Annotated in this window: 18 protein-coding genes and 1 tRNA gene; 7 read left to right on the top strand and 12 right to left on the bottom strand. The window is 71.0% G+C overall.

The features are described 5' to 3' along the window. The first annotated feature begins 151 nt into the window (after positions 1–151). The 3 genes from ACZ6QQ_RS14915 to ACZ6QQ_RS14905 all read left to right on the top strand — a co-directional run bounded on the left by ACZ6QQ_RS14915 (position 152) and on the right by ACZ6QQ_RS14905 (position 2,211). Positions 152–841, top strand: coding sequence for an arsenate reductase/protein-tyrosine-phosphatase family protein (locus tag ACZ6QQ_RS14915; protein ID WP_465876695.1), 690 nt, complete (start codon positions 152–154; stop codon positions 839–841). Between the two features lie 171 nt (positions 842–1,012). Then, positions 1,013–1,774, top strand: a complete 762-nt coding sequence (locus ACZ6QQ_RS14910; RefSeq protein ID WP_465876693.1) for an aquaporin — start codon at positions 1,013–1,015, stop codon at positions 1,772–1,774. Between the two features lie 74 nt (positions 1,775–1,848). Continuing rightward, positions 1,849–2,211, top strand: coding sequence for an arsenate reductase ArsC (locus ACZ6QQ_RS14905; protein WP_465876805.1), 363 nt, complete (start codon positions 1,849–1,851; stop codon positions 2,209–2,211). Positions 2,212–2,510: 299 nt separating this feature from the next. Here ACZ6QQ_RS14905 and ACZ6QQ_RS14900 read toward each other — a convergent pair. Next, a tRNA-Thr gene (locus tag ACZ6QQ_RS14900) sits at positions 2,511–2,587 on the bottom strand. Between the two features lie 177 nt (positions 2,588–2,764). Here ACZ6QQ_RS14900 and ACZ6QQ_RS14895 point away from each other — a divergent pair. Further along, entirely contained in the window at positions 2,765–4,486 is a 1,722-nt protein-coding gene (locus tag ACZ6QQ_RS14895) for a metallophosphoesterase family protein (protein ID WP_465876692.1), read from the top strand. A 411-nt stretch (positions 4,487–4,897) separates the two neighbouring features. After that, positions 4,898–8,737, top strand: a complete 3,840-nt coding sequence (locus tag ACZ6QQ_RS14890) for a DUF7933 domain-containing protein (protein ID WP_465876690.1) — start codon at positions 4,898–4,900, stop codon at positions 8,735–8,737. Positions 8,738–8,848: 111 nt separating this feature from the next. Here the strand turns inward: ACZ6QQ_RS14890 and ACZ6QQ_RS14885 are convergent, their stop codons facing one another. The 6 genes from ACZ6QQ_RS14885 to tmk all read right to left on the bottom strand — a co-directional run bounded on the left by ACZ6QQ_RS14885 (position 8,849) and on the right by tmk (position 14,581). Continuing rightward, positions 8,849–9,691, bottom strand: a complete 843-nt coding sequence (locus ACZ6QQ_RS14885; RefSeq protein ID WP_465876688.1) for a PSP1 domain-containing protein — start codon at positions 9,689–9,691, stop codon at positions 8,849–8,851. A gap of 58 nt (positions 9,692–9,749) precedes the next feature. Beyond that, complete coding sequence (locus ACZ6QQ_RS14880) at positions 9,750–10,418, bottom strand: hypothetical protein (RefSeq protein ID WP_465876687.1); 669 nt, start codon at positions 10,416–10,418, stop codon at positions 9,750–9,752. Position 10,419: 1 nt separating this feature from the next. After that, positions 10,420–10,725 carry a type VII secretion target gene (locus ACZ6QQ_RS14875; protein ID WP_465876686.1) on the bottom strand — a complete coding sequence of 102 codons (306 nt, stop codon included), beginning with the start codon at positions 10,723–10,725 and terminating at the stop codon, positions 10,420–10,422. Between the two features lies 1 nt (position 10,726). Continuing rightward, entirely contained in the window at positions 10,727–11,053 is a 327-nt protein-coding gene (locus tag ACZ6QQ_RS14870; RefSeq protein ID WP_465876685.1) for a YbaB/EbfC family nucleoid-associated protein, read from the bottom strand. Positions 11,054–11,163: 110 nt separating this feature from the next. After that, positions 11,164–12,372: a DNA polymerase III subunit delta' gene (locus ACZ6QQ_RS14865; protein ID WP_465876684.1), complete on the bottom strand. Its 1,209-nt coding sequence runs from the start codon at positions 12,370–12,372 to the stop codon at positions 11,164–11,166. A gap of 37 nt (positions 12,373–12,409) precedes the next feature. Next, complete coding sequence (gene tmk, locus ACZ6QQ_RS14860) at positions 12,410–14,581, bottom strand: dTMP kinase (protein WP_465876804.1); 2,172 nt, start codon at positions 14,579–14,581, stop codon at positions 12,410–12,412. A gap of 319 nt (positions 14,582–14,900) precedes the next feature. On the opposite strand from tmk, the gene ACZ6QQ_RS14855 reads away from it, so the two are divergent. After that, a complete protein-coding gene (locus tag ACZ6QQ_RS14855) occupies positions 14,901–16,115 on the top strand; it encodes an amino acid deaminase/aldolase (RefSeq protein WP_465876802.1) in 1,215 nt (404 codons plus the stop codon). A gap of 25 nt (positions 16,116–16,140) precedes the next feature. Here the strand turns inward: ACZ6QQ_RS14855 and ACZ6QQ_RS14850 are convergent, their stop codons facing one another. Continuing rightward, complete coding sequence (locus ACZ6QQ_RS14850) at positions 16,141–16,812, bottom strand: TetR/AcrR family transcriptional regulator (RefSeq protein WP_465876683.1); 672 nt, start codon at positions 16,810–16,812, stop codon at positions 16,141–16,143. A gap of 230 nt (positions 16,813–17,042) precedes the next feature. On the opposite strand from ACZ6QQ_RS14850, the gene ACZ6QQ_RS14845 reads away from it, so the two are divergent. Continuing rightward, complete coding sequence (locus ACZ6QQ_RS14845) at positions 17,043–18,407, top strand: D-arabinono-1,4-lactone oxidase (protein WP_465876681.1); 1,365 nt, start codon at positions 17,043–17,045, stop codon at positions 18,405–18,407. Positions 18,408–18,422: 15 nt separating this feature from the next. Here the strand turns inward: ACZ6QQ_RS14845 and ACZ6QQ_RS14840 are convergent, their stop codons facing one another. From ACZ6QQ_RS14840 to ACZ6QQ_RS14825, 4 genes are all read right to left on the bottom strand, one after another. Beyond that, positions 18,423–19,652 carry a CapA family protein gene (locus ACZ6QQ_RS14840; RefSeq protein WP_465876679.1) on the bottom strand — a complete coding sequence of 410 codons (1,230 nt, stop codon included), beginning with the start codon at positions 19,650–19,652 and terminating at the stop codon, positions 18,423–18,425. A 137-nt stretch (positions 19,653–19,789) separates the two neighbouring features. Then, the gene (gene topA / locus ACZ6QQ_RS14835) at positions 19,790–22,708 is read right to left on the bottom strand and encodes a type I DNA topoisomerase (RefSeq protein ID WP_465876677.1); all 2,919 of its coding nucleotides are present in this window, start codon (positions 22,706–22,708) and stop codon (positions 19,790–19,792) included. A 499-nt stretch (positions 22,709–23,207) separates the two neighbouring features. After that, entirely contained in the window at positions 23,208–23,903 is a 696-nt protein-coding gene (locus tag ACZ6QQ_RS14830; RefSeq protein WP_465876801.1) for a hypothetical protein, read from the bottom strand. A gap of 65 nt (positions 23,904–23,968) precedes the next feature. Continuing rightward, on the bottom strand, positions 23,969–24,511 hold the full coding sequence (locus tag ACZ6QQ_RS14825; protein ID WP_465876675.1) for a hypothetical protein: 543 nt from the start codon (positions 24,509–24,511) through the stop codon (positions 23,969–23,971). Positions 24,512–24,564: the final 53 nt, after the last annotated feature.

The following is a 24,564-nucleotide window of genomic DNA, read 5'->3' as shown; positions in this document are numbered from 1 at the left end:
TCGCGGGGCGTTCGAGACCATGCCGTCACCCCTTCCCGATCACCTCCTTTCGCCGGATCCAGTCCACGACGCGACCGGCTTCCGACCGGGCTCACGGACACGGCCCGGGGAGGCTTGACCAGAGCAATATGCCTCAGCAATCATTGACTCAATGAATACTGAGTCTTCCTTGTTGTCGCGCCGGGCGCGGGTTCACGCCGCCCTGGGCGAGCCGGCCCGTCTCGCGATCGTGGACACCCTCACCGTCGGCGACGCCTCCCCCGGCGAGATCGCCCGCGCCCTGGGCCTGCCCACGAACCTCGTCGCGCACCACCTGAAGGTGCTGCAGGACGCCGGGCTCGTCGTACGGACCCGGTCCGAGGGTGACCGGCGGCGCACCTACCTGCGTCTGGAACCCGAGGCCCTCGCGGTGCTGACACCCCCGCCGCTGGCCGAGGTGGCGCGGGTGGTGTTCGTGTGCACCCACAACTCCGCGCGTTCCCAGCTCGCCGCCGCGCTCTGGGCCCGACGTGCCCGCATCCCGGCCGCCTCCGCCGGCACTCAACCCGCCCCGCGGGTGCACCCTCGGGCGATCAAGGTCGCGAGCCGGAACGGCCTCACGCTCAACCCGACCGGTACCGCGCACGTCGCCGATGTCGTTCACGACGGCGACCTGGTCATCGCGGTCTGCGACAACGCGCACGAAGACCTCACCGAGACCGTCCGGCCCCGGCTGCACTGGTCCGTGCCCGACCCCGCACCGGCCGACAGTGACGCCGCGTTCGAGGCCGCGTTCACCGACCTCGCCGGACGCATCGACCGCCTCGCGCCCGCCCTCGAACCCGGAGCGTCCCATGCCTGACCTGACCGCCCACGACCGGCGCGATGACCTGTCCGTCGACCAGCAACTCGCGCCTCGGCCAGCTCGACATCCCGCCGCCGGATAACCCCGGCCTCGTTCAAGGCCAGCCGACCAACCATCCAGGCCGCAGGACCAGGCCGCCGACCTCTCAGAACCGGAGCACCCACCCTGATGACCACCGAAGCATCCTGGCGGCGGCTCCTCGCCGAATTCCTCGGCACCGCACTGCTCGTCACCGCCGTCGTCGGCTCCGGAATCATGGCCACCACCCTGTCGCCCAACGACACCGGCCTACAACTACTGGAAAACTCCGTCGCGACCGCCCTCGCCCTGGGCACGCTCATCCTGATCTTCGGACCGGTATCCGGGGCGCACCTCAACCCCGTCGTCTCCGCCGCCGACTGGTTCATCGGCCGCCGTACCCGTACCGGCCTCACCACACGGGACCTGGGCGGCTACATCGCCGCCCAGAGCGCCGGTGCCATCGGTGGTTCGATCCTGGCCAACCTGATGTTCGCGCTGCCCGCCGTCGAATGGTCCACCAAGGGACGATCCGCCGGGCACCTGTGGCTCGGCGAAGTGATCGCCACCGCCGGGCTCATCCTGCTGGTCTTCGCCCTCGCCCGCTCCGGCCGCTCTGCGATGGCACCAGCAGCGGTCGGCGCATACATCGGCGCCGCCTACTGGTTCACCTCGTCAACGTCGTTCGCCAACCCCGCCGTCACCCTCGGCCGGGCGTTCACCGACACCTTCGCCGGCATCAACCCCACATCCGTGCCCGGATTCGTCCTCGCCCAACTCGGCGGGCTCCTCCTCGGCGTCGGCCTCCTCCTCGCCCTCTATCCGCGCCCCGTCCAACCCGCTGATGAGGTGCCTGTCGCTCATCCGCCGGCCGTCAGCCCCGCTACCGCCGTTGCCAGTCGTCCATCCTGAACCGAAGGAAGACAACGCCCGTGAGCAAGCCCAGTGTCCTGTTCGTCTGCGTGCACAACGCCGGTCGCTCACAGATGGCCGCCGGCTGGCTACGCCACCTCGCCGGAGACACCGTCGAGGTCCGCTCCGCCGGCAGCGAACCCGCCAACCGGATCAACCCCGTCGCCGTCGAAGCGATGCTTGAGGTCGGTATCGACATCACCGCCAACACCCCGCGCCTGCTCGACCACGCCACCGCCGAATCCTCCGACGTCCTCATCACCATGGGCTGCGGCGACGTCTGCCCGGTCTTCCCCGGCAAGCGCTACCTCGACTGGCAACTCGACGACCCCGCCGGCCAGGACATCCATGCCGTACGCCCCATCCGCGACACCATCCGCACCCGCGTCGAGCAACTCCTGAACGAACTGTCCGCCACGACCGGCCAGGCAACCTGATCTAGCCACCTGCCCTGATCCACCTGGTTGGACCTGATTTGATCGCGTCCTTCGCCCTGGACAGCTCCACCATCCTTGAACAGCTCGGTGCCAAGTTGGTCACAACCGATCCCGGCCGTCGCGATCTTGGGCCGGTCCGGGCCACGTAGGCGACAAATAGCAGCAGACGCCCGGTATGTCCAGTTCCGCCGACCCCGATCGCCCACAATCGTCATCGGGGGGTTTTCGGGGGGTGATTCGAAACCACATAGATAAACATGAGGCCCTGACCGGCATTTCTGCTGGTCAGGGCCTCACCCTGGAGCCGCCTGACGGAATCGAACCGTCGACCTACGCATTACGAGTGCGTCGCTCTAGCCGACTGAGCTAAGGCGGCAACGCCCGTCGAGTGTACGGCACGCCCCCCGCACCCCCTCCACCCGGTTTCCCCTTCCCCGTTAGCCCTGGATCGGCGGGAGAGAGGCTCCCGAGGGAGGGGCAGGCGAGGGGTAGGAGGGGCAGAGGTCATGTAGTGGACAGCGTGGGTTGAGCGGGGATGGGTAGGCTCCGGCGGGTGAAGAGGGATGAGGTGGCCGGGGCGGGATCGGTCACGCCGGCACGGCCACGCAGCCTCGATCCCCGGGAACTCGGCTTCACGCCGGCCCGCCCGGTGCCCTGGTTGGCACCCCTGCTGCTGATCAGCACCGGTGTGCGTACGTTGCTGGCGCTGCTGTTCGGCGCCTATCTCGACAAGCGAGAACTACAGAACGCGCTGCCCAGCGAGGTCTACCGGGAGCCGGGCACCGACGGCGAGCTGTGGCTGGACTACGTGGCGGACCTGGGCGACGGGTTCAACGCGACCTACTCGGTGGCCTACCTGCTGGCGCAGCCGGAGCTGGTCCTCGACGGCCAACGGTTGCCCCGTGGACAGATGCTCATGATGGGTGGCGACCAGGTTTACCCGACCGCCAGCAGCGGCGCGTACGAGCAGCGGTTCAAGGGGCCGTACCAGGCGGCGCTGCCGTGCCCGCCGGCCGACGGGCCACAACCGACGCTGTACGCGATTCCCGGCAACCACGACTGGTACGACGGACTGACCGCGTTCCTGCGCCTGTTCGCCCGCTCCCGCGACGACAACATCGGCGGCTGGCGTACCCCGCAGTCCCGCTCCTACTTTGCCGTGCGGCTGCCGTCGGACTGGTGGTTGTTCGCCCTCGACGAGCAGTCCGGCACGTACCTGGACGATCCGCAGTTGCGGTACTTCGAGGAGGCGGCGGAGCAGCTCGGACCGGAGTCACGGGTGATCGTGTCGGTGCCGGCTCCGACCTGGGTGAAGGCGGTGGACAACCCGCAGGCGTACGAGTCGGTCGACTATTTCGTCCGTACCGTTCTCGATCCGACCGGCGCCAAGGTCCGACTCATCATCTCCGGTGATCTGCATCACTACGCCCGCTACGCCGACCCGGAGCGCCAGTTGATCCACTGCGGTGGCGGTGGCGCGTACCTCTACCCGACCCATCACCTGCCCGAGCGGATCGAGGTCCCGCCCCGGGACACCCTGGCCCGCCGCGCCAGCCAGACCCGCGAGTACGACCTCGCCGGCCGCTATCCCGAGGCGGCCAGGTCACGCCGCTACGCGTGGGGCATCTTCGGTCGGCTACCGCTGCGCAACACCGGCTTCATCACCCTGCTCGGCGCCCTGCACGTGCTGCTGATGCTGCCCATCGCCGGGGTGGCGACCCAACGGGCCAGTTCGACCGACCAGGGGCTGTTCAGCATCCCGCTGGTGCTGATGCTGGCGGTCGTCCTCGTCGGAGCGGCGTTCTTCGCCAAGCCGCCGACCGCGAGCGGCAAGCGGCAGATCCGGCACTACCTGCTCGGCGTGATCCACGGGCTGGCGCACATCGCGCTGGGTGCGGCCGGTGCCTGGCTCTGGCTGCAACTGCCGTTCCGGGACTGGCCGTGGCCGCTGCCGGTGGCCGCCGCCGCGTTGCTCTACGCCCCGGTCGCCGGGCTCGTGGCCAGCCAGCTCACCGCCGCGTACCTGCTGGTGGCCGGGTTCTTCGGGGTGAACCTGAACGAACTCTTCGCCGGGCAGGGCATCGAGGACGCGAAGAGCTTCCTGCGGATGCGGTTCGCCCCGGACGGCTCGCTGACCATCTACCCGGTCGCCGTCGACCGGGTGAGTCGGGAGTGGCGGGTGAACCCGGACGACCGCCGACCGGACGCCTCATGGCTGGTGCCGCAGCAGCCACTGGCCGCCCGGCTCGCCGAACCTCCGGTCGTCCTGCGCTGAGCCCTGCCGGGGCGACCACCCCACGGCCGATGACGCTGGTCGTACGCCCGGAAGGCGAGCCCAGCTCACGTAGCGTGCGCCTGGCCGGCGAACGACGGACTTCACCCTTCTCTACCGCCTTATGCGGCATTTGGCGTCATTGCGCCACTTTGCACGGATAACCTCACGCCAGAAGGCTTTTGGGCGCCCTCACCTGACGGCGCCCCGGTTGACGCCTTCGCGCTCTGCATCTCGCCGGGGGGCGGGATCTTGATTGGTGAGGGAAATCCTGTGTCGGTGATCCGTTTGGCCCGCGCGTGTCTGAGACACCGTCGGTCTACTGCGATGGTGATGGCGGGAGCAGTCGTCTCCGCGACGATCTTTGTCGGGCTTGTTGGGACACCGACGGCGTGGGCCCAGACCCAGGTCCCGTTGGGGACTGCCGAGACCTACGGGGTGTTGGCCGGCCAGGCGGTGACCGATGTTCCGCCTCCCGTCGGCCCTTCGGTCATCAACGGGGACCTGGGGGTCTGGCCGGGCACCTCGGTCACCGGCTCCCCTGTCGTGAACGGCGCCACCCACGTCGGTGACACCGCGGCGATGCAGGCCCAGGCCGACCTGACCACGGCGTACAACTTTGCCGCAGCGGAACCGACGACTGCCATTATCAGCTCCGACCTCGGCGGCCAAACTCTCCCCACGGGCGTCTACCGGTCGCCCGCCACCATGTCCCTGACGGGCACCGTCACGCTGGACGGGGGCAACGATCCCAATGCGGTGTTCATCTTCCAGGTGGGATCCGACCTGATCACCGCGACCGACAGCCGGGTCAGCCTGATCCGTGGCGCGCAACCGTGCAACGTGTTCTGGCAGGTGACCAGTTCGGCGACCCTGAATACCAGAACGATCTTCACCGGAAGCATCCTGGCGTTGCAGTCGGCGACCCTCGGAGAGGGAGCCACAGTTGCCGGACGGGTATTGGCCCGCAACGGCGCCGTCACGCTGATCCACAACACCATCACGCGACCGTTCTGTGCCGCAGCCATCGCGCCACCGACGATCTCGAAGGCGTTCGGGGACGCGACCATCCCCTTCGGCGGGACGACATCGCTCAGCTTCACCCTCACCAACCCCAACACGACTACGGCGCTGACCGGCGTCAACTTCACTGACGCGCTGCCCGCCGGGCTCGTCGTCGCCACACCCAGCGGTCTGACCGGCACCTGCGGCGGCGGCACCATCACCGCCACCGCCGGCAGCGGCAACATCAGCCTCGCCGGCGCCACCCTGGCAGCCAACGCAAGCTGCACCTTCTCCGTCAACGTCACCGCCACCACCAGCGGCACCAAACTCAACACCAGCGGCCCGGTCGACTCGACCGAGAGCGGCCCGGGTGCGCCCGCCTCCGCAACCGTCACCGTCGCCGCAGCGGTCATCGCACCGCCGACGATCGCGAAAGCCTTCGCCGACGCGACCCTCCCCTCCGGTGGGACCACGTCACTCGACTTCACCCTCACCAACCCGAACGCCACACCACTGACCGGCGTCAACTTCACTGACGCACTGCCCGCAGGGCTCGTCGTAGCCACACCCAACGGCCTGACCGGCACCTGCGGCGGCGGCACCATCACCGCCACCGCCGGCAGCGGCAACATCAGCCTCGCCGGCGCCACCCTGGCAGCCAACGCAAGCTGCACCTTCTCCGTCAACGTCACCGCCACCACCAGCGGCACCAAACTCAACACCACCAGCCCGGTCGACTCGAACGAAAGCGGACCCGGTGCCCCCGCGTCGGCAACCGTCACCGTCGCCGCACCGGTCATCGCGCCACCGACGATCGCCAAGGCCTTCGAGGACGCGACCATCCCCTTCGGCGGGACGACGACGCTCGACTTCACCCTCACCAACCCCAACACGGGTACGGCGCTGACCGGCGTCAACTTCACTGACGCGCTGCCCGCGGGACTGGTGGTCGCCACACCCAACGGCCTGACCGGTTCCTGCGGCGGCGGCACGATCACCGCCACCGCCGGCAGCGGCAACATCAGCCTCGCCGGCGCCACCCTGGCAGCCAACGCAAGCTGCACCTTCTCCGTCAACGTCACCGCCACCACCAGCGGAACAAAGCTGAACAGCAGCGGCCCGGTCGACTCCAACGAAAGCGGCCCGGGTGCCCCGGCTGCGGCAACGGTCACCGTCGCCGCAGCGGTCATCGCACCGCCGACGATCGCCAAGGCCTTCGCCGACGCGACCCTCCCCTCCGGTGGGACCACGTCACTCGACTTCACCCTCACCAACCCGAACGCCACACCACTGACCGGCGTCAACTTCACTGACGCACTGCCCGCAGGGCTCGTCGTAGCCACACCCAACGGCCTGACCGGCACCTGCGGCGGCGGCACCATCACCGCCACCGCCGGCAGCGGCAACATCAGCCTCGCCGGCGCCACCCTGGCAGCCAACGCAAGCTGCACCTTCTCCGTCAACGTCACCGCCACCACCAGCGGCACCAAACTCAACACCACCAGCCCGGTCGACTCGAACGAAAGCGGACCCGGTGCCCCCGCGTCGGCAACCGTCACGGTCGCCGTCGCCACACCACCGACGATCGCCAAGGCCTTCGGGAGTACGACCATCGGTGCCGGCGGGACGACGCCGCTGACGTTCACCCTCAGCAACCCGAACACGATCACGCCGCTGACCGGGGTCGGCTTCAGTGACTCCCTGCCTGCGGGGCTCCTGGTCGCCACACCCAACGGCCTGACCGGCTCCTGCGGCGGCGGCACGATCACCGCCACCGCCGGCACCAGCATCATCAGCCTGGCCGGCGCGACCCTGGCACCCAACGGAAGCTGCACCTTCTCGGTCAACGTCACCGCCACCACCAGCGGCACGAAGGTGAACACGAGCGGCCCGGTCGACTCGAACGAAAGCGGACCGGGTACCCCCGCTGCGGCGAGCGTCACGGTTGCTGTCGCTTCACCACCGACCTTCACCAAGGCCTTCGCGGACACGACGATCCCCCTCAACGGGACGACGACACTGGGATTCACGCTCACGAACCCCAATGACGACGTGCCGCTGACCGGCGTCAGTTTCGTCGACAACCTTCCGACGGGACTGGTGGTCGCCACCCCGAGTGCCGCGCAGACCAACTGCGCCGCCAGCACGCTCACCGCGACTCCCGGTAGCAGCATCATCGGCCTGTTCGGCGCGACCCTGCCGGCCAACGGAAGCTGCACGGTGTCGGTGAACGTCACCGGCACCACGCCCGGTACAAAGGTCAACACCACGGCCCCGATCACCTCGGTCGAAAGCGGCCCGGGCGCGCCCGCCTCGGCAACCGTCACGGTCAGCCCGGCGGTCGTATCGGCACCGACGATCACCAAGGCGTTCGACGATGGCACCATCCCGTTCGGCGGGACGACGACACTCGACTTCTCTCTCACCAACCCCAACACGGGTACGGCGCTGACCGGGGTCGGCTTCACTGACGCGCTGCCTGCGGGGTTGGTGGTCGCCACACCCAACGGCCTGACCGGCACCTGCGGCGGCGGCACCATCACCGCCACCGCCGGCAGCGGCAACATCAGCCTCGCCGGCGCGACTCTGCCGGCCAACGGAAGCTGCACCTTCTCCGTCGACGTCACCGGCACCACCAGCGGAACGAAGGTCAACACGACCAGCCCGGTGGACTCGAACGAGGGCGGCCAGGGTACGCCCGCCTCGGCAACCGTCGTCGTCAGCCCGGCGGCCGTCTCGGCACCGACAATCGCCAAGGCCTTCGGGAAGGGCAGCATTCACCTCCACGGGACGACGTCGCTGGGCTTCACTCTCACCAACCCGAATGCCGGCACACCGCTGACCGGCGTCGGCTTCGTCGACAACCTTCCCGCGGGACTGGTGGTCGCCACACCCAGCGGTGTGAACGGTTCCTGTGGCGGTGGCACGATCACCGCAACTCCCGGTAGCAGCAGCATCAGCCTGGCTGGTGCCACCCTGCCGGGGAACGGGAGCTGCACCTTCTCGGTGAACGTCACCGGCACCACCAGCGGTACGAAGGTCAACACGACGGGTGCCGTCACCTCGGACCAGACCGGCCCGGGTTCCTCCGCCTCGGCAAGCATCACGGTCCGCAAGGGCAAGCTGCCCGTCACCGGATTCCGATCCTCGGCCTACGTCACCATCGCCCTGACCACGATCGGCCTCGGCGCGGCATTCATCGCGATCAGTCACCACCGGCTGACCGGACGGAGGCGTGACACCGCCTAGCTCGCGGCGTAATACGGAATGACGGATTGCGGTGCTTGTGCGGAACCACGCACAAGCACCGCGTTCGTTTCCGCGACAGGCCGGACCCCGGACGTCTCGGGGTTGGTCTTCCTAGCTCGGGTCGGCGCCCTCGTACGCGCGGCGCGATCCGCAGACGTCGGCCACGGCGCACCGCCGGACGGTTCCGTCCTCGATCTGCCGTACGGTCACCGTCTCGCTCGGCGGGTGCCGGGATATGACCTTCGCCAGGCCGTCCGAGGTCTCGATCCGCTGACCGGAGGTGGGGTAGTTGCTGCTGTTGGCGTACAGCGGATGTTCGTACTTCAGGCAGCACATCAGGCGGCCGCAGGCACCGGAGATGCGCAGCGGGTTCAGCGGCAGATCCTGGTCCTTGGCCATCCGGATGGTGACCGGTTCGAAGTCGGTCAGGAAGGTCGCACAGCACAGGTCCCGTCCGCAGGAACCGATGCCGCCCTGGACCCGCGCCGAGTCACGGGCGGAGAGCTGACGCAGCTCGACCCGGCAGTGCAGGGTGGCGCCGAGGTCGCGGACCAGCGCCCGGAAGTCGACCCGGTGCGGCGCGGTGAAGTAGACGGTGGTCCGGGAGCCGGACGAGGTGCCGCCCGGCGACTCCAGCACGTGGTCGACGGCGATCACCTTCATCGGCAGGCCGTGTTCCCGGATGAGCCGCTTCGCGGCGACCTTCGCCTCCGCCTTGCGCTTGCGCTGGAGTTCGTCCCGGCGCAGGTCGCCGTCGTCGGCCAGGCCGGCCAGGCGCGGGAACCCGCTGGTGTCGTCGCTGACCCACTGGGCGGCCCAGACACACTCGGCGACCTCGGTGCCGTCGTCGGTGGGGACCAGCACCCGGTCCCCGACCGTGGGCCGGAAGTCACCCGGATCCAGGTAGTAGAGGCGCCCGTACCGGGTGAAACTAACCGCACACAGCATCCCCATGTGCCCACCCTACGTCCAAAACACCGGGTCCTTACCCACCCATTTTCCGCACCGCAGGTCAGCCGGCGATCCAGGTGGTCGCGTCGAGCCGGCTCGGCGTCGCGTCCCTCGGACCCCGGTACGGCAGCTCGGCCAGGTCCGGTGCCCACCGGTGCAGCAGTGCTCGTCCCCGCGTCTCCGCCTCGGCAACCGTGGCCAACACCCGGGCACCGATCTCGGCGGCGGCCAGCGCGACGCTGCCGGGGGCGCTGGTCGTGCCGGCCGTGACGACCGCTACCGCCTCGGCGGAGCCGAGCACGTCGGCGAGGGTGCGGGCGAGTGCCCGCCGGCTGTCGGCCACCCAGTCGTCAACCGCGTCGGCGTACGCGGCGGTCGTGTCGAGCCGCCCGGTCAGGCTCTCCGGATCACCGTCGAGGTACGCCGCGAGCGCGTCCCGGTGGGCGGCGTACGCCTGCGCACCCGCCCCCTGCCACGGGTCGTCGCCGGTAAGGTTCGCGCGCGCGTGGTCGTACTCCCCGGAGAGGGTGCGCAGCGCGTGGCCGGCGGCGGCCAGCGGCGCCGGTCGCAACGCGACGATCGCGCCGAGCGCGGCGCCGGGGAGCGTCCCGAGGTGGCGCAGCAGCGGCCAGATCCGGTGGTCGTCCGGGGCACCGGCGATCGCGAGCAGGTCGTCGACCCGGCGGAGCAGGTCGGTGCCGGCTCCGGCGAGCCGGTCCAGCGGGTCCATCTCACACCTCCCGCGCGTGCCGGCGCCGGGCGTGGTCATCGGTGTCGGCGTAGCCGTCGGCCACCACCCGAAGCGTGTCGGCGAGGTCGGCGACCCGGCCGGCGGTCAGCGTCGCCTCCGTGGCCCGCGCCCCGGTCGCGATCTGCCACTGTTCGGCCAGCGCGCGGGCGGTCTCGGTCAGCCGCCCCGGCCCGTCGCCGCCGAGCGCCGGCTCCACACCGGCGGTACGGGTCAGCGCACGGCCGGCGGTGGTGAGTGATCCGGCCACCGTGTCCAGTTTGTCGGCGAGTTCGCGCAGGCTCTCCACGTCAGACCTCCGTCAGCCGCCGGTACGCGCCGAACGTCTCGGTGTGCAGTTTCTCCCGCGCCCACCGGGCGGCATCCTCGGCGGCGGTCACCGCGGCCTGCACCGCGCGGGCCAGTTCGGTGTTGCCACGGTTCTGCACCGGGCTCAGGAAGCGGACGTCGGTGATCGTCCCGGCGGCGGTCACCAGCACCTCGACCAGCCCGTCCGGTGACCGTACGCTGACTTCGACCGCGCGTACGGCCTGGTCGAACTCGGCCTGCAACGACTCGATCCGGCGGTAGCGCTCGACCGCCTCCTCGACCCAGGCCTCGTCGATCTCCCGCGACATCGATGAGCTCCTCCCGGCGACCGGTTACTGAATGTGCCGTCGCTGTTGCACCAAGCTCAGCACCGTACCGGTTGGATCTCCCGAACGGAACCCCGTCGAGGCGGCCTCGCTCAGCCGCGCCAGAGGGCGAGCATCATCGCCTCGACGGCGATCCGGGGCTTGACGTTCGTGTCGATCGCCGTACGGCAGGCGAGCACCGCCTCCAGTCGCCGCAGGGTGGCCTCCGGGGTCCACTTCGCCGCCGCCGCGCTCGCCAACGGCGCCGTGTCGGTGTGCACCGGCGCGACCGGGGCACCCAGCGACACCGCCAGTACGTCCCGGTAGAAGCCGGCCAGGTCGACCAGGGCCCGGTCCAGCGCGTCCCGCTGCGCCCGGGTGGCCCGCGACTTCTGCCGGCGTTCCAGGTCCTTGATCTGGCCGGCGGAGCCCCGCGCCGCACCGGCGGCACCCTTGCCGGTCCCGCCGGCACCCAGCGCCGTCTGCAACGCGGCCCGCTCGCTCGCGTCCGAGTCGGCCACCGCCGCCTCGGCCTCCGCCTCGGCCGAGTCGATCAGTGTGGCGGCGGCGTCGAAGCAGGCTCCGACGCCGGTCAGTCGCCGTGGCACGGCCAGCACCGCGTCCCGCCGCTTGCGCGCCTCCGGGTCGCGGGCCAACCGGCGGGCCCGACCGACGTGCCCCTGCGCCGCAGCGGCGGCCCAACCGGCGAGGTCCGGGGCGATCCCGTCCCGCTCGGCGAGGGCCGCCGCCACCGCCTCGGCCGGCGGTTGGCGCAGCGGCACCAACCGGCACCGGGACCGGATGGTCACCGAGATGTCGTCCGGGTGGGTGGACGGGGTGCAGAGCAGGAAGACCGTCCGGGGTGGAGGCTCCTCGATCGCCTTGAGCAGGGCGTTTCCGGCCGCTTCGGTGAGCCGGTCGGCGTCGGAGATGACCACCACCTGCCAGCGCCCGCCGGACGGGGTGCTCGCCGACCGGAGCACCAGGGCCCGCATCTCGCCGACGCCGATGGAGAGGCCCTCGGGGACGACGAACCGTACGTCGGCGTTGGTGCCGGCGAGCGTGGTGTGGCAGCCGGCGCAGTCGCCGCAACCGGTGCCCCGCTCGCACTGGAGCGCGGCGGCGAACGCGCGGGCGGCCACCGACCGGCCGGATCCCGGCGGGCCGGTGAAGATCCACGCGTGGGTCATCGCGCTGTTGGTGACCGCCGCCGGGTCCGGTACGACACCGGCCCGGATCACCTCCGCCGCCGAGGCGGCGGCCCGCCGCAGCGTCGCGGTCGCCTCGGCCTGGCCGACCAGTTCGGCGAAGACATCGGCCATCAGGACCGCCACTCCACGTCCGCGACAACGTCCGCCATCAGGACCGGCGCTCCAACTCCACCGACGAGCCCGGCTTCGGCGTCCTCGGTTCCGCCGACGGGTCCGGTTCCGGGGTCCTCGGTTCCGCCGACGGGTCCGGTTCCGGGGTCCTCGGCTCCACCGACGGGTCCGGTTCCGGGGTCCTCGGCTCCACCGACGGGTCCAGCGACTTCGCCGGGCCGGGGTGCACGATCGTGTCCGGGTCGGTGAGCATGCCCCGGACCCGCTGGGCGACGGTGGCGGTGATCCGGTCGACCGTGCCGGAGCCGTCGAGCACCAGGTAACGCTTCGGGTCGGCGGCGGCCAGGTCGAGGAAGGCGTCCCGGACCCGGTCGTGGAAGTCGAGCGACTCGCCCTCCAACCGGTCGGCGCCCTCGCCCCGGGCGGCCACCCGGGCCAGTCCGGCCCGGGGGTCGACGTCGAGCAGCACCACCAGGTCGGGCTTGAGTCCGCCGGTGGCCCAGGAGGAGAGCCAGGAGACCTCGTCGACCGGGAGCGTACGACCGGCGCCCTGGTAGGCCAGGGACGAGTCGACGTACCGGTCGCTGATCACCACCGCGCCCCGGGCCAGCGCCGGCCGAACCACGGTGGCCACGTGATGGGCCCGGTCGGCGGCGTAGAGCAGCGCCTCGGCGCGCGGCGAGAGCGGTACGGTACCGGCGGCGACACTGTCGAGCACCAGGGACCGGATCCGTACGCCCACGTCGGTGGCGCCCGGCTCACGGGTCACCAGCACCTCCCGGCCCTCCTCCCGCAGCGCCTCGGCCAGGGCGTTGACCTGGGTGGACTTGCCGGCCCCCTCGCCGCCCTCGAAGACCACGAAGGCGCCGGTCGAGGCGAACGGCTCGGCCGGGGAGAGCGGGCGGCCCCGGATCGAGCCCCAGAGGTCGGCCAGGACCGGCACGCCCGGCTTGTCGTCCATCTGGCGGAACGCGTTGATGCCGGCGAAGATCCCGGCGATGCCCGCGACCAGCAGCAACAGGCGGGTGGAGGAGACCGAGATGCCCAGGTCGGCGATCCGCAGTTGGCGGGAGCCGCCGACGCCGACGAGCAGGCTGCTGACCGAGATGGCCAGGATCAGCACCAGCCGGGTGCCGGTCTGGACCACCGCGAAGACGCGGCCGCGTACCTCGTCGTGGACCTCACCGCCGAGCAGGGTGGTGCCGGCCAGGAAGGCCATGCCGGCACCGGCGCCGACCAGCACCGCGCCGAGGATCGCCATCGACAGGTGGATGGCGGCGGCGAGCACCAGCACCGATGCGCTGGCCAGGACGATGCTCATGCCGAACCAGCGGCGGCGGGACATCTCCCGGACGATCATCGGGCCGAGGCCGATGCCGACCGACAGGCCGACGAAGATCGAGCCGAAGAGCAGGTAGAACGCGGCCTCACCGGCGCTGAGCGACTTGGTGAAGAAGTTCGCCGTACCGATCACCACGCCGCCGCCGGCGAAGGCGCCGAAGATGCCCAGGACCAGGCCACGGATCAGCGGGGTCTTGCCGATGAACTTCCAGCCGTCGACGAACTGCCGCAGCACGCTCTCCTGGCCGCCGCCCTCGCGGGCGCCGGCCCGGCCGCTGATCTCGCGGATGCCGAAGAAGACGACCAGTGCGGTGGCGAGCCGGCTCAGCGAGTTGAAGTAGAGCGCCAGTTGGGTGGGGTCGTTCCAGCCCTGCGGCGGCCCGCCGGAGACGGCCCGGACGCTGCGGTCGAGCACCGCGATGCTGACCGCCGCCAGGACCGGGGTCACCCCGTAGGTGGTGATCAGCGTGAGCTGGTTGGCCACCTCCAGCCGGGTGCGCGGGATCAGGTTCGGGACCGCGGCCTCCTTGGCCGGGATCCAGATCAGCGTGATCGCCTCGATCAGGAAGGTGGCCACCGCCGCCCAGCCGACCACCAGGCCGCCGCCGATGTTGAGCAGCGCGGCGAGCGGGATCGAGGCGAACAGGACGAAGCGCAGCAGGTCGCAGACGACCATGGTGAGCCGCCGGTCGAACCGGTCGGCCAGTACCCCGGCGACCGGGCCGAGCAGCAGTGCCGGCAGCAGCCGGACCGCGATCACACCACCGAACGCCAGGCCCTTCGCCGTGTCGCCGCTGACCTGGGTGGCCGCGAAGATCGACGTGGCCAGCAGGCCGAGCCAGTCGGCGAACGAGGCCGCACCGAGCACCAGCCAGAGCCGACGGAAGGGTCGGATCCGCAGCACCGACCGGAGCGCCTGGTAGCCCGTCCGGTCGACCTGGGTGGTGGGCGACGCTGCCGAGGATGTCGCTCCCGGTTCGTCGCTGCGGTTCGTGTCGATGGCCGTACCTCCCAGTGCCGGCCCATCGCTGGGCTCCCCCGGACACACTCTAATCGCGGCCCGAACAGGCCCCACCCCGACATTCCCCTGATCGGCGGGGGCGCCGGGGCGGAAGCGGTCAACCCGACCGGCAAGACGCGAGGGTGTTTCGCATTGGCGGCCGGCCGGTTAGCGTGCACAGGTGCCCATCGAGGAACCAATCGCCCGAGTCGCCCTGCGCGCCCGCCTGGACCGGGCGACCGCGCACCTCGACCCGCCGTTCGCGGCAGTCGACCTGACCGCCTTCGACGCCAACGCCGACGCGCTCACCGCACGCGCCGCCGGAAAGCCGGTACGGGTGGCGAGCAAGTCGGTCCGCTGCCGTGACCTACTCACCCGTACGCTCGCCCGGCCGGGCTGGCACGGGGTGATGGCGTACACGGTGCGCGAGGCGAACTGGCTGGTCCGGGCCGGTGTGACCGACGACGTGCTGGTGGCGTACCCGAGCGCGGACCGGACCGCGCTGGCCGAACTGGCCGGTGACGCCGAACTGGCCTCGGCGGTGACCCTGATGGTGGACAGCCCGGACCAACTCGACCTGGTCGACGCGGTGGTCCCGGCCGACCGGCGGGAGCCGATCCGGGTCTGCCTCGACCTCGACGCCTCGTGGCGGCCGGCCGGCGGTCGGCTGCACATCGGGGTGCGCCGCTCCCCGGTCCACTCGGCCACCGCCGCCGGCACGCTGGCCGCACGGGTGGCGGGCCGTCGCGGGTTCCGGCTGGTCGGACTGATGTCCTATGAGGCACAGATCGCCGGGCTCGGCGACGCCCCGCCCGGACAGGCGCTGCGCGGGGTGGCGATCCGGGCGTTGCAGCACTGGTCGTACCCGGAACTGCTGGCCCGGCGCGGCGCGGCGGTCGCGGCCGTACGCGAGCACGCCGACCTGGCCTTCGTCAACGGCGGCGGCACCGGCAGTGTGGCCGCGACCAGCGCGGATCCGGCCGTGACCGAGATCACCGCCGGCTCCGGGCTGTACGGGCCGACCCTGTTCGACGGCTACCGCGCGTGGCGACCGGCTCCGGCGGCGTTCTTCGCCCTCGCCGTCGTCCGTCGCCCGGCACCGGGCCTGGCGACGGTGCTCGGCGGCGGTTGGATCGCCTCCGGTCCGGCCGACCCGAGTCGGCTGCCGCAGCCGTGGCTGCCGGCCGGGCTGCGGTTGACCGGTTCGGAAGGGGCCGGCGAGGTGCAGACGCCACTGGCCGGGTCGGCGGCCGACGCCCTGGCGGTCGGCGACCGGGTCTGGTTCCGCCACGCCAAGGCCGGCGAGTTGAGCGAGCACGTCAACGAGTTGCACCTGATCGAGGGTGAGCAGGTGGTGGCGACGGTCCCGAGCTACCGGGGCGAGGGCCAGGCGTTCCTCTGACCCGCTGCGGTCTGCCCCGGTCGGGTCAGCCGGTCGGGCCGTCGGCCGGGTCGGTGACCCCGACGGGAACCGGAACGCCGTCGCTACCGCCGGCCTGTCCCGGTACGGCGGCCTTCTCCGCCGCCGCCTTCCCCGGTACGGCGGGCACCGCGCCGACCTGCCGGTGCAGGTACTCGCGGATCAACGCCTTGGCCTCGGCGAGGACCCGCTCGTCCCCGTCGGAGTCCCGCCGGAAGGCAAGCTTGATCAGGGCGTCGGCGGCCTCGACGGCGATCTCCAACGCGAACCGCAGCGGCGGCCCGTCGGTGATGCCGAACTGCTCGACCAGCACCCGGGCGAGTTGTTCGGCGATGACCCCGTTGTTGTCCCGCTGGTCGTCGAGCAGGTGCACGTCGACCACGTCACCGAAGTGCAGCGTACGGAAGCCGGGAACCAGCCGGTGCATGGCGATGTACTCGTCGATGCCGGCGTCGACCCCGTCCCACCAGTGGGCGAGATCGCCCTGGGAGAACCGGTCGGCCAGCCGTTCGAGGTACGCCTCCATGTTGCGCAGGGTGAGCGCCTGCACGATCGCCCGCTTGTCCGGGAAGAACTGGTAGACCGAGCCGATCGCCACCTCCGCCCGCTCGGCGAGCAGGGTCGTGGTCAGCCCCTCGTAGCCCACCTCGTCGACCAGTTCGGCACAGGCGTCGAGCATGCGCTGAACCCGGGCAACGCTGCGACCCTGCACCGGGACGCGGCGTAGTGGACCACTCGTGGCGGTTGATGTGGACACGCGTCGCCACTCCCCCTTCGACGGATGAGATGTGTCTGTACGTCGCGAGTTCGAAACGTTACCTGGATTAACGATCGGACCTGGTGTGCGATGTTTACTCATCGCATCGAAGCCTGATATGAATGCTACTCATATTCGGCTCTGGAGGCTGCATGGCCAGCACCCCATCGCCGTCCGGCGCGGCGTCGCCGCTCGGCGCGACGCCATCGTCCGCCGCGTCCGGCCCCGCCTGGCGCAACTGGGCCGGCAACCAGCGGGCCACCGCCGCCGCCGTACTGCGACCGTCGGGCGTGGACGAGCTGGTCGACGCCGTACGGGACGCTGCCTCGGCGGGGCACCGGATCAAGGCGGTCGGCAGCGGCCACTCCTTCACCGACATCGCCCGTACCGAGGACCGGCGGGTCGAGCTGACCGGGTTGACCGGGCCGGTCCGGGTCGACCCCGAACGGCGTCTGGTCACCGTGCCGGCCGGGCTGGAACTGCGCCAGCTCAACGCCCTGCTGGCCGGGCACGGGCTGGCCATGCCGAACCTCGGTGACATCGACGCCCAGACCATCGCCGGAGCCATCTCCACCGGCACCCACGGCACCGGGGCCGGCTACGGCTGCCTGGCCACCTTCGTCACCGCGCTGCGCCTGGTCACCGGCACCGGCGAGGTCCGGCACTGCTCCCCCGCCACCGACCCCGAACTGTTCGCCGCCGCCCGGGTCGGGCTCGGCGCGCTGGGCATCATCACCGAGGTGACCCTGCGCTGCGTGGACGCGTTCGTGCTCCGGGCCGACGAGCGACCGGCCCCACTGGCCGGGGTGCTGGCCGACCTGCCCGACCTGATCGCCGGCAACGACCACTTCGAGTTCTACTGGTTCCCGTACACCGACCGGGTGCAGGTCAAGACGAACAACCGGGTGCCGGCCGACGACCGGCCACTGCCCCGGTTCCGGGGCTGGCTGGACGACGAGTTCCTGGCCAACACCGTCTTCGCCGGGGCCTGCCGGCTCGGCCGGGCGGTGCCCGCACTGGTGCCGCCGATCAGCGCGATCTCCGCCCGCGCCCTCACCGCCCGGACCTACACCGGCCGCTCCGACCGGGTCTTCTGCACCCCGCGCCGGGTCCGGTTCACCGAGATGGAGTACGGCCTGCCCCGCGCCGCCCTGCCCGAGGCGCTGGCCGCGCTGCGCCGGGTGGTCGACGGGCTGCCGTTCAAGGTGCAGTTCCCGGTCGAGGTGCGGTTCACCGCGCCGGACGACATCTGGCTGTCGCACGGCTACCAGCGCGAGTCCGCGTACCTGGCGATCCACCAGTACGCCGGTGCGCCGTACGAGCCGTACTTCCGGGCGTTCGAGGCGCTGGTGGCCGACTGGGGCGGTCGGCCGCACTGGGGCAAGCTGCACTACCGGGACGCGGCGTCGCTGCGGCCGGTCTACCCGCGGTTCGACGACTTCGTGGCCGTACGGGACCGGCTCGATCCGGCGCGGGTGTTCGCCAACGCCTACACCGAGCGGGTCCTCGGCCCCTGAGCGCACGCGCACCCGTCAGCCGGTGCGGGTCAGCACCTTCAACCCGTCCTCGGCGGCACCACGGGCGTTCAGGTAACCGGTGATCCGCTCGTACGCCGACCGGTAGACCTCACGACGGGCCGGCGGCAGCGCCGGATCGGCCAGCGCGGTGGCGAGATCGACCAGCCGGATGTCGGGCGCGAGGTCGGTCCAGATCGGAATTGCCGCAGCCTCGGTTATCTTCCACTTTTTCGGGGCAATTTCCGTGAAGGTAATCTTCGCCATCACACCCTCACGATTGTCGTTCACCGGTTCGGAATGCCGGGCCAATTGGTTACCCATGCCATAAACGACCCACTTGTCGCCGAACTCCTCGAACGGCTGCACCACGTGCGCGTGATGCCCGAGGATCAGGTCGATGTCGGGAGAGTCGATCAGCGGCCCCACCCAGCTCAGCTGGTCGGCGTCCGGCAGATGCTGGTACTCCGTACCCCAGTGCAGGCTGAGCACGACGATCTCGGCGCCGGCCGCGCGGAGCCGGCCCGCGTCGGCCAGGATCTTGTCCGGCTCGATCAGGTTGGCCATCCAGAGCTTGCCCGCCGGCCGTTGCAGCCCGTTGAAGTTCAGGCTGTACGACAGGTGCCCGACCCTGACCCCGGCCGCCTGGTAGATCCTCGGCGTGCCGGCCTCCCGGGCGTCGCGGGCGCTCCCGGAGTGGCCGAGCCCGGCCGCGTCGAGCGCGTCCAGGGTCCGCTCCACCCCCTGCGCGCCCTGGTCCAGGGTGTGGTTCGAGGCGGTGGAGCAGGCGTCGAAGCCAGCCCGGCGCAGCCCGTCGACCACCTGCGGCGGGGCACTGAACGACGGGTAACCCAGAAACGGCCCGGCGGCCGGGGCGAGCGGGATCTCCAGGTGGCAGATGGCCAGGTCGGCGGCGGTGATGGCAGGCGCGACCGAACCGAACATCGGCAGGAAGTCGAAGGTGCCGGGCCGACCGGTCCGGGTCGCGTCCCGGCGGGCCTGCTCCGACACCGCCGGGTGCACCAGCACGTCGCCGGCGCCGAGCACCGTGAACAGCCGCCGGCCCTGGGCGTCCAGTCGGACCCCGGACGCCGCCGCCGCACCGCCGGACGGTGCACCGACCGCACCGGACGGGGTGCTCACCCAGGTCGACGTACGCGCCGACGAACCGCCCCACCAGTCGGCGACGTGACCGACGATGCCGACACCGATCAGCACCACCGCCACCATGGCCGAAAACAACAGCATTGTGTGCCGTTGTCCGCCCAATATCCCCCGTCCGACCATCGGGCGAGCGTAAGGCATACCGCCGAACCGGAAAATCCGATCCGGCGGCCATTCACCCGTTCAGTTACCCACCCACGGGCGGTAACCCGGCCCCGGTTTTACTCGGCCCGGTCGGTCGCCTTCGCCGGAGCGGCCTTCTTGGTCACCCTGGCGGCGGTGGTCGATTTCGCGGCACCGGTCGACTTCGCGGCGGCGGTGGCCTTGGCGGCGGTAGCTTTCCGGGGCGCGGCCTTGCGGGGCGTCGCCTTCTTCGCGGCCGTCTTCTTCGCCGGGGTGTCCGCCCCGGCCGCCGCCGTCGCCTTCTTCGCCGGAGCCTTCTTCGCCGCCGCCTTCTTCTTCGGCGCCGGCCCCTTGGCCCGCTTCTCGGCGAGCATCTCCGACGCCTCTTCCAGGGTCAGCGCCTCCGGGGTCTGGCCCCGCCGCAGCGACGCGTTGACCTCCCCGTCGGTGACGTACGGGCCGAACCGGCCGTCCTTGATCACCAACGGCTTCTCGGTCAACGGGTCGGCGCCCATCTCCCGCAACGGCGGTGCGGCGGCCCGCCGCTGCCGAGCCTTCGGCGCGGCGAGCAGCGCCAACGCCTCGTCCAACGTGACCGTGAAGATCTTTTCCTCGGAGTCCAGTGAACGGAACTCGTCACCCTGCTTGACGTAAGGCCCGTAGCGGCCGGCGGCGGCGAGCACCTCCGCGCCGTCCGGCGCCAGCCCGACCACCCGGGGCAGGCTGAGCAGGCGCAGCGCCTCGGTGAGCGAAACGTCGTCCGGCGACTGCGACTTGAGCAGCGACGACTTGCGGTCACCGCTGGAGACGTACGGGCCGAAGCGGCCGGACTTGAGCAGGATCGGCTCACCGGTCTCCGGGTGCTCGCCGAGCTTGCGCTCGCCGCCACCGCCGAGGAAGAACTCGCTGACCTTCTCCGGGGTCAGCTCGTCCGGTGCCACCCCCTCCGGGATCGACACCCGGTCCCCGGCCGAGCCACCGTCCTCCGGCTGACCGCCGTCCTCGGCACCGGTCTCGGCCACCGCCGGCTTCTCCACCTCGGGGCCGGGCAGCGTGCGTTGCAGGTAGGGCCCGTACCGGCCGACCCGGACGACGACGTCGCGTCCCTCGTCGTCGCGGAAGAGCGGGATCGAGTTGACGCTGCGCGCGTCGATCTCGCTCAGGTTCTCCGTCACCATCTTCTTCAGCCCGCCGGAACGGGCCACCGAGTCGTCGCCGGCCACGTCGCTGCCGAAGTAGAACGAGGTGAGGAAGTCCACCGCGGCGTGGTCGCCACCGGCGATCTCGTCCAGCTCGTTCTCCATCGCGGCGGTGAAGTTGTAGTCGACCAGGCGCGGGTAGTGCTGCTCCAGCAGGCCGACCACGGCGAACGCCAGGAAGGACGGGATCAGCGCCTGACCGCGCTTGAACACGTACCCCCGGTCCTGGATCGTCTGCATGATCGACGCGTACGTCGACGGGCGGCCGATGCCCAGTTCCTCCAGCGACTTGACCAGCGAGGCTTCCGTGTAGCGGGCCGGCGGCTGGGTGGTGTGCCCGGTCGCGGCGAGCTGCTCGGCGGTCAGCGGCTGGTCCTTGACCAGGTTCGGCAGCCGCCGTTCGGCATCCTCCGCCTCGGCGTTCTCGTCGTCGGAGGACTCCACGTACGCCCGCAGGAAGCCCGGATCGGTGATGGTCTTGCCGGTGGCGCCGAAGTCGGCCTCCTCGCCGGCCGTGGTGACCGCGCGGATCCGGACCGAGACGCTGGAACCGACCGCGTCGGTCATCTGGGAGGCGATGGTCCGGCGCCAGATCAGCTCGTAGAGCCGGAACTCCTCGCCGGACAGCTCGTTCGCCACCTCGCCCGGAGTGCGGAAGTGGTCGCCGGCCGGGCGGATCGCCTCGTGCGCCTCCTGCGCGTTCTTCACCTTGCCGGTGTAGCGGCGCGGCTCCGGCGGCACGTTGCGCTCGCCGTACAGCTCGGCGATCTGGCGGCGGGCGGCGGCGATCGCGGTCTCCGACAGGTTCACCGAGTCGGTACGCATATAGGTGATGTAGCCGTTCTCGTACAGCCGCTGGGCGGTGCGCATCGTCTGCTGGGACGACAGGCGCAGCTTCCGGGCCGCCTCCTGCTGGAGCGTGGAGGTGATGAACGGCGCGTACGGCCGGCGGCGGTAGGGCTTCTCCTCGACCCGGGTGACGGTGAACGGCCGCCCGTCGAGGCGGGCGGCGAGCCCACGGGCCCCGTCGCCGTCGAGGTGCGTGACCCCGGCACCCGGCTTCACCCGGCCGGTGGTCGGCTCGAAGTCCCGACCGGTGGCGATCCGGTCGCCGTTGAGCCCGATCAGGGTGGCGTGGAAGGTACGCGGTCCCTCGCCGGCCTCGCGTACGGCGAGGGTGGCCAGGATGTCCCAGTACTCGGCGGTGCGGAAGGCCATCCGCTGCCGTTCCCGCTCGACCACGATCCTGGTCGCCACGGACTGGACCCGGCCGGCCGACAGGCGCGGCATGACCTTCTTCCAGAGCACCGGGGAGACCTCGTAGCCGTACAGCCGGTCGAGGATGCGGCGGGCCTCCTGGGCGTCGACCAGGTCCTGGTCGATCTCCCTGGGGTTGGCCACCGCAGCCTGGATCGCCGGCCGGGTGATCTCGTGGAAGACCATCCGCTTGACCGGAACCCGCGGCTTGAGCGTCTCGACCAGGTGCCAGGCGATGGCCTCGCCCTCGCGGTCCTCATCGGTGGCGAGGTAGACCTCGTCGACCTCCTTGGCCAGCTTGGTCAGCTTGGCGATCTGCTGACGCCGGTCGGCGGAGACCACGTAGAGCGCGGTGAAGCCGTGGTCGACGTCGACGCCGAGCCGGGCCCACGGTTCCTTCTTGTATTTGGCGGGCACGTCGGCGGCGTTGCGCGGCAGGTCACGGACGTGCCCCAGGCTGGCCTCGACGATGTAACCCGGGCCGAGATAGCCCGAGATCGTCTTGGCCTTCGCCGGTGACTCGACGATGACCAGACGGGTGCTCTTGGCGTTACTCGGCACGTCTCTCCCCGACCTCACTCACGACAACTCGCCCCGCGGACCACCATGGTCCGCCTTTCCACCGGGTCGCCACACCGGAGCGTGGCGTTGAACGTCCAACGTAACGCGCTGCGCGGCGTCCGGGTTGCGCGGGCCGCGAAGAGGCCCGTCGAGCAGGGCGAACGCGGGACCCCGGAGCCGGCCCGGTGTTCATCCCGGACGGCGACACCGTACACCGACGATGAATCGGCCCGGATCCATTGGCGACGACGATCTCCTCTGAATGCCACCAGTTGGTGGATTATCTCCCAAATTACCGGTCGGCTGTCCGCCATCAGACAGTAGATCGGATTGTTCCTGAATTAGCGTTGAAAGTATTAAAGCGGAAGAATGGCCTTTAATGGCATCAAACCGCCGAAGCACCTCCCGTCCTCGTCGCCTCGTTGATCATGAAGTTAGCGCAGGGCTCGGGCACTTGAGGCTGCGCTAACTTCATGATCAACGAGGTCGGCGGGCGCGGTCAGGGCGCCGGGGGCGGCCAGGTTGCGGGCGGGGCGGTCGGCGGTCGTTCGCCCACCAACTCCACCAGCCGGGCCAGCCGGCGCCGGCCGGTGATCCGGTACGCCGGACCCCCGGCCCGGGGAACCAGCAGTACGGCCGGCAGCCCGATCGCGGCGAGCGCGGCGCCGACCGCCTCCCAGCAGCTCTCCTCGGCATCGCCGAGCCCGAGCAGGTAACCGGGCGGTTCGGGGCTGCCCGCCGCCGCCACCCAGAGCCGCAGCCGGCGCCCGTTGAGGTGCAGGCCGGCCGGGGGCCGTTTCGCCGTACCGCGCAACCAGGTCCGGGCGAGCGGAGCGAGCGTGGTCGCGTACGCCGTGCGTACCTCGTGCCGCTGGTCCTCAATTGGCTCCCAGGTGGCCGGCAACCCGCGTTGGGCCAGCTCGGCCACGAGCACGTGCACCCGCCAGGCTGCGTCGACCACCACCGATACCCTGGCCGTCCCACCCATCCGGACCACCTGTCCGGGGCCGACGAGCAGACCGGTGAGATCGGCCGGCGACGGCTCGGTCGCCTCCACCCCGAACAGCGAAAGCTGCCGAACCGACGGATCGGGTGGAACGGGCGGCTCCCATGGACCCGGTGGATCGGATGGAGCGGGCGGATCGGGCGGAGCCGGTGGAACGGGTGGCGGATCGGGCGGATCGGGCGGGAGCAGTGCTGGCGCCTGCGCCGCCGACGGTCCGGGGGACTCCGTCGGCGGTGCGTCCGGGGGCGGCGAGGTCAGCGACACTCCGGAACCTCGTCGAAGGCCTGCTTCAACTCCGGTGAATCGAGCTTGCTGGTGTCCAGCGCGCTCGCGTCGTACTCCTCGTTGAGGGTGTCCACCGCCGCCTTCACCCCGTCGTAGAAGGCACCCGACTGGCCGGTCCCGAGCCCGTCGATGGTCCGCTTGGCCCGGCCGTACGCGTCCCGGACCTCGGTGAGCGAGTCGAGGAACCCCCGCGACACCTCCTCGCCCTGGGACACGTCGGGCACACCGGCGTCCGCCACCCCCCGACGGGCGGTCTCGCTCGCCTGTTCCGCGCCGGCCATCATCCGGACCAGGTTCTCCTTGGCCTGTGCGGGTGTCGTCCGCGCCGTCATCTGTTGCTGGGCGCTGCTGGTCAGGGCATTGATCTCCAGTCGCCAGGGAGCCAACGCCCGGCAGACCGTGGCCGCCCAGGCCGGTGCCGTCGGGCCCCCACCACATCCGCCGGTCAGCAACACGAGGATGCACAGCACCGCCGGGACAATCCCGGCCGCCGGTGCGCGGGGCGTACGCATGCGTTGCAGCGTACGGGTTGGATCGGATGGTGCGGTGGGACAGCCGTACCGGC

The organism is Micromonospora sp. NPDC049529 (genome assembly GCF_055586685.1).
Note: the sequence above shows the minus strand (reverse complement) of the source record. Positions and strands in the feature narration are given on the sequence as shown.

Bases quoted from the DNA above. Each gene is read 5' to 3' on its own strand.
- ACZ6QQ_RS14910 (WP_465876693.1), top strand. From the start codon at position 1,013: ATGACCACCGAAGCATCCTGGCGGCGGCTCCTCGCCGAATTCCTCGGC.
- ACZ6QQ_RS14850 (WP_465876683.1), bottom strand. From the start codon at position 16,812: ATGCTCGACGCCTGTGCCGAACTGGTCGACGAGGTGGGCTACGAGGGG.
- ACZ6QQ_RS14885 (WP_465876688.1), bottom strand. From the start codon at position 9,691: ATGGGGATGCTGTGTGCGGTTAGTTTCACCCGGTACGGGCGCCTCTAC.
- ACZ6QQ_RS14880 (WP_465876687.1), bottom strand. From the start codon at position 10,418: ATGGACCCGCTGGACCGGCTCGCCGGAGCCGGCACCGACCTGCTCCGC.
- ACZ6QQ_RS14870 (WP_465876685.1), bottom strand. From the start codon at position 11,053: ATGTCGCGGGAGATCGACGAGGCCTGGGTCGAGGAGGCGGTCGAGCGC.
- ACZ6QQ_RS14845 (WP_465876681.1), top strand. From the start codon at position 17,043: ATGGCCAGCACCCCATCGCCGTCCGGCGCGGCGTCGCCGCTCGGCGCG.
- ACZ6QQ_RS14825 (WP_465876675.1), bottom strand. From the start codon at position 24,511: ATGCGTACGCCCCGCGCACCGGCGGCCGGGATTGTCCCGGCGGTGCTG.
- ACZ6QQ_RS14865 (WP_465876684.1), bottom strand. From the start codon at position 12,372: ATGGCCGATGTCTTCGCCGAACTGGTCGGCCAGGCCGAGGCGACCGCG.
- ACZ6QQ_RS14905 (WP_465876805.1), top strand. From the start codon at position 1,849: ATGGCCGCCGGCTGGCTACGCCACCTCGCCGGAGACACCGTCGAGGTC.
- ACZ6QQ_RS14840 (WP_465876679.1), bottom strand. From the start codon at position 19,652: ATGCTGTTGTTTTCGGCCATGGTGGCGGTGGTGCTGATCGGTGTCGGC.
- ACZ6QQ_RS14915 (WP_465876695.1), top strand. From the start codon at position 152: ATGAATACTGAGTCTTCCTTGTTGTCGCGCCGGGCGCGGGTTCACGCC.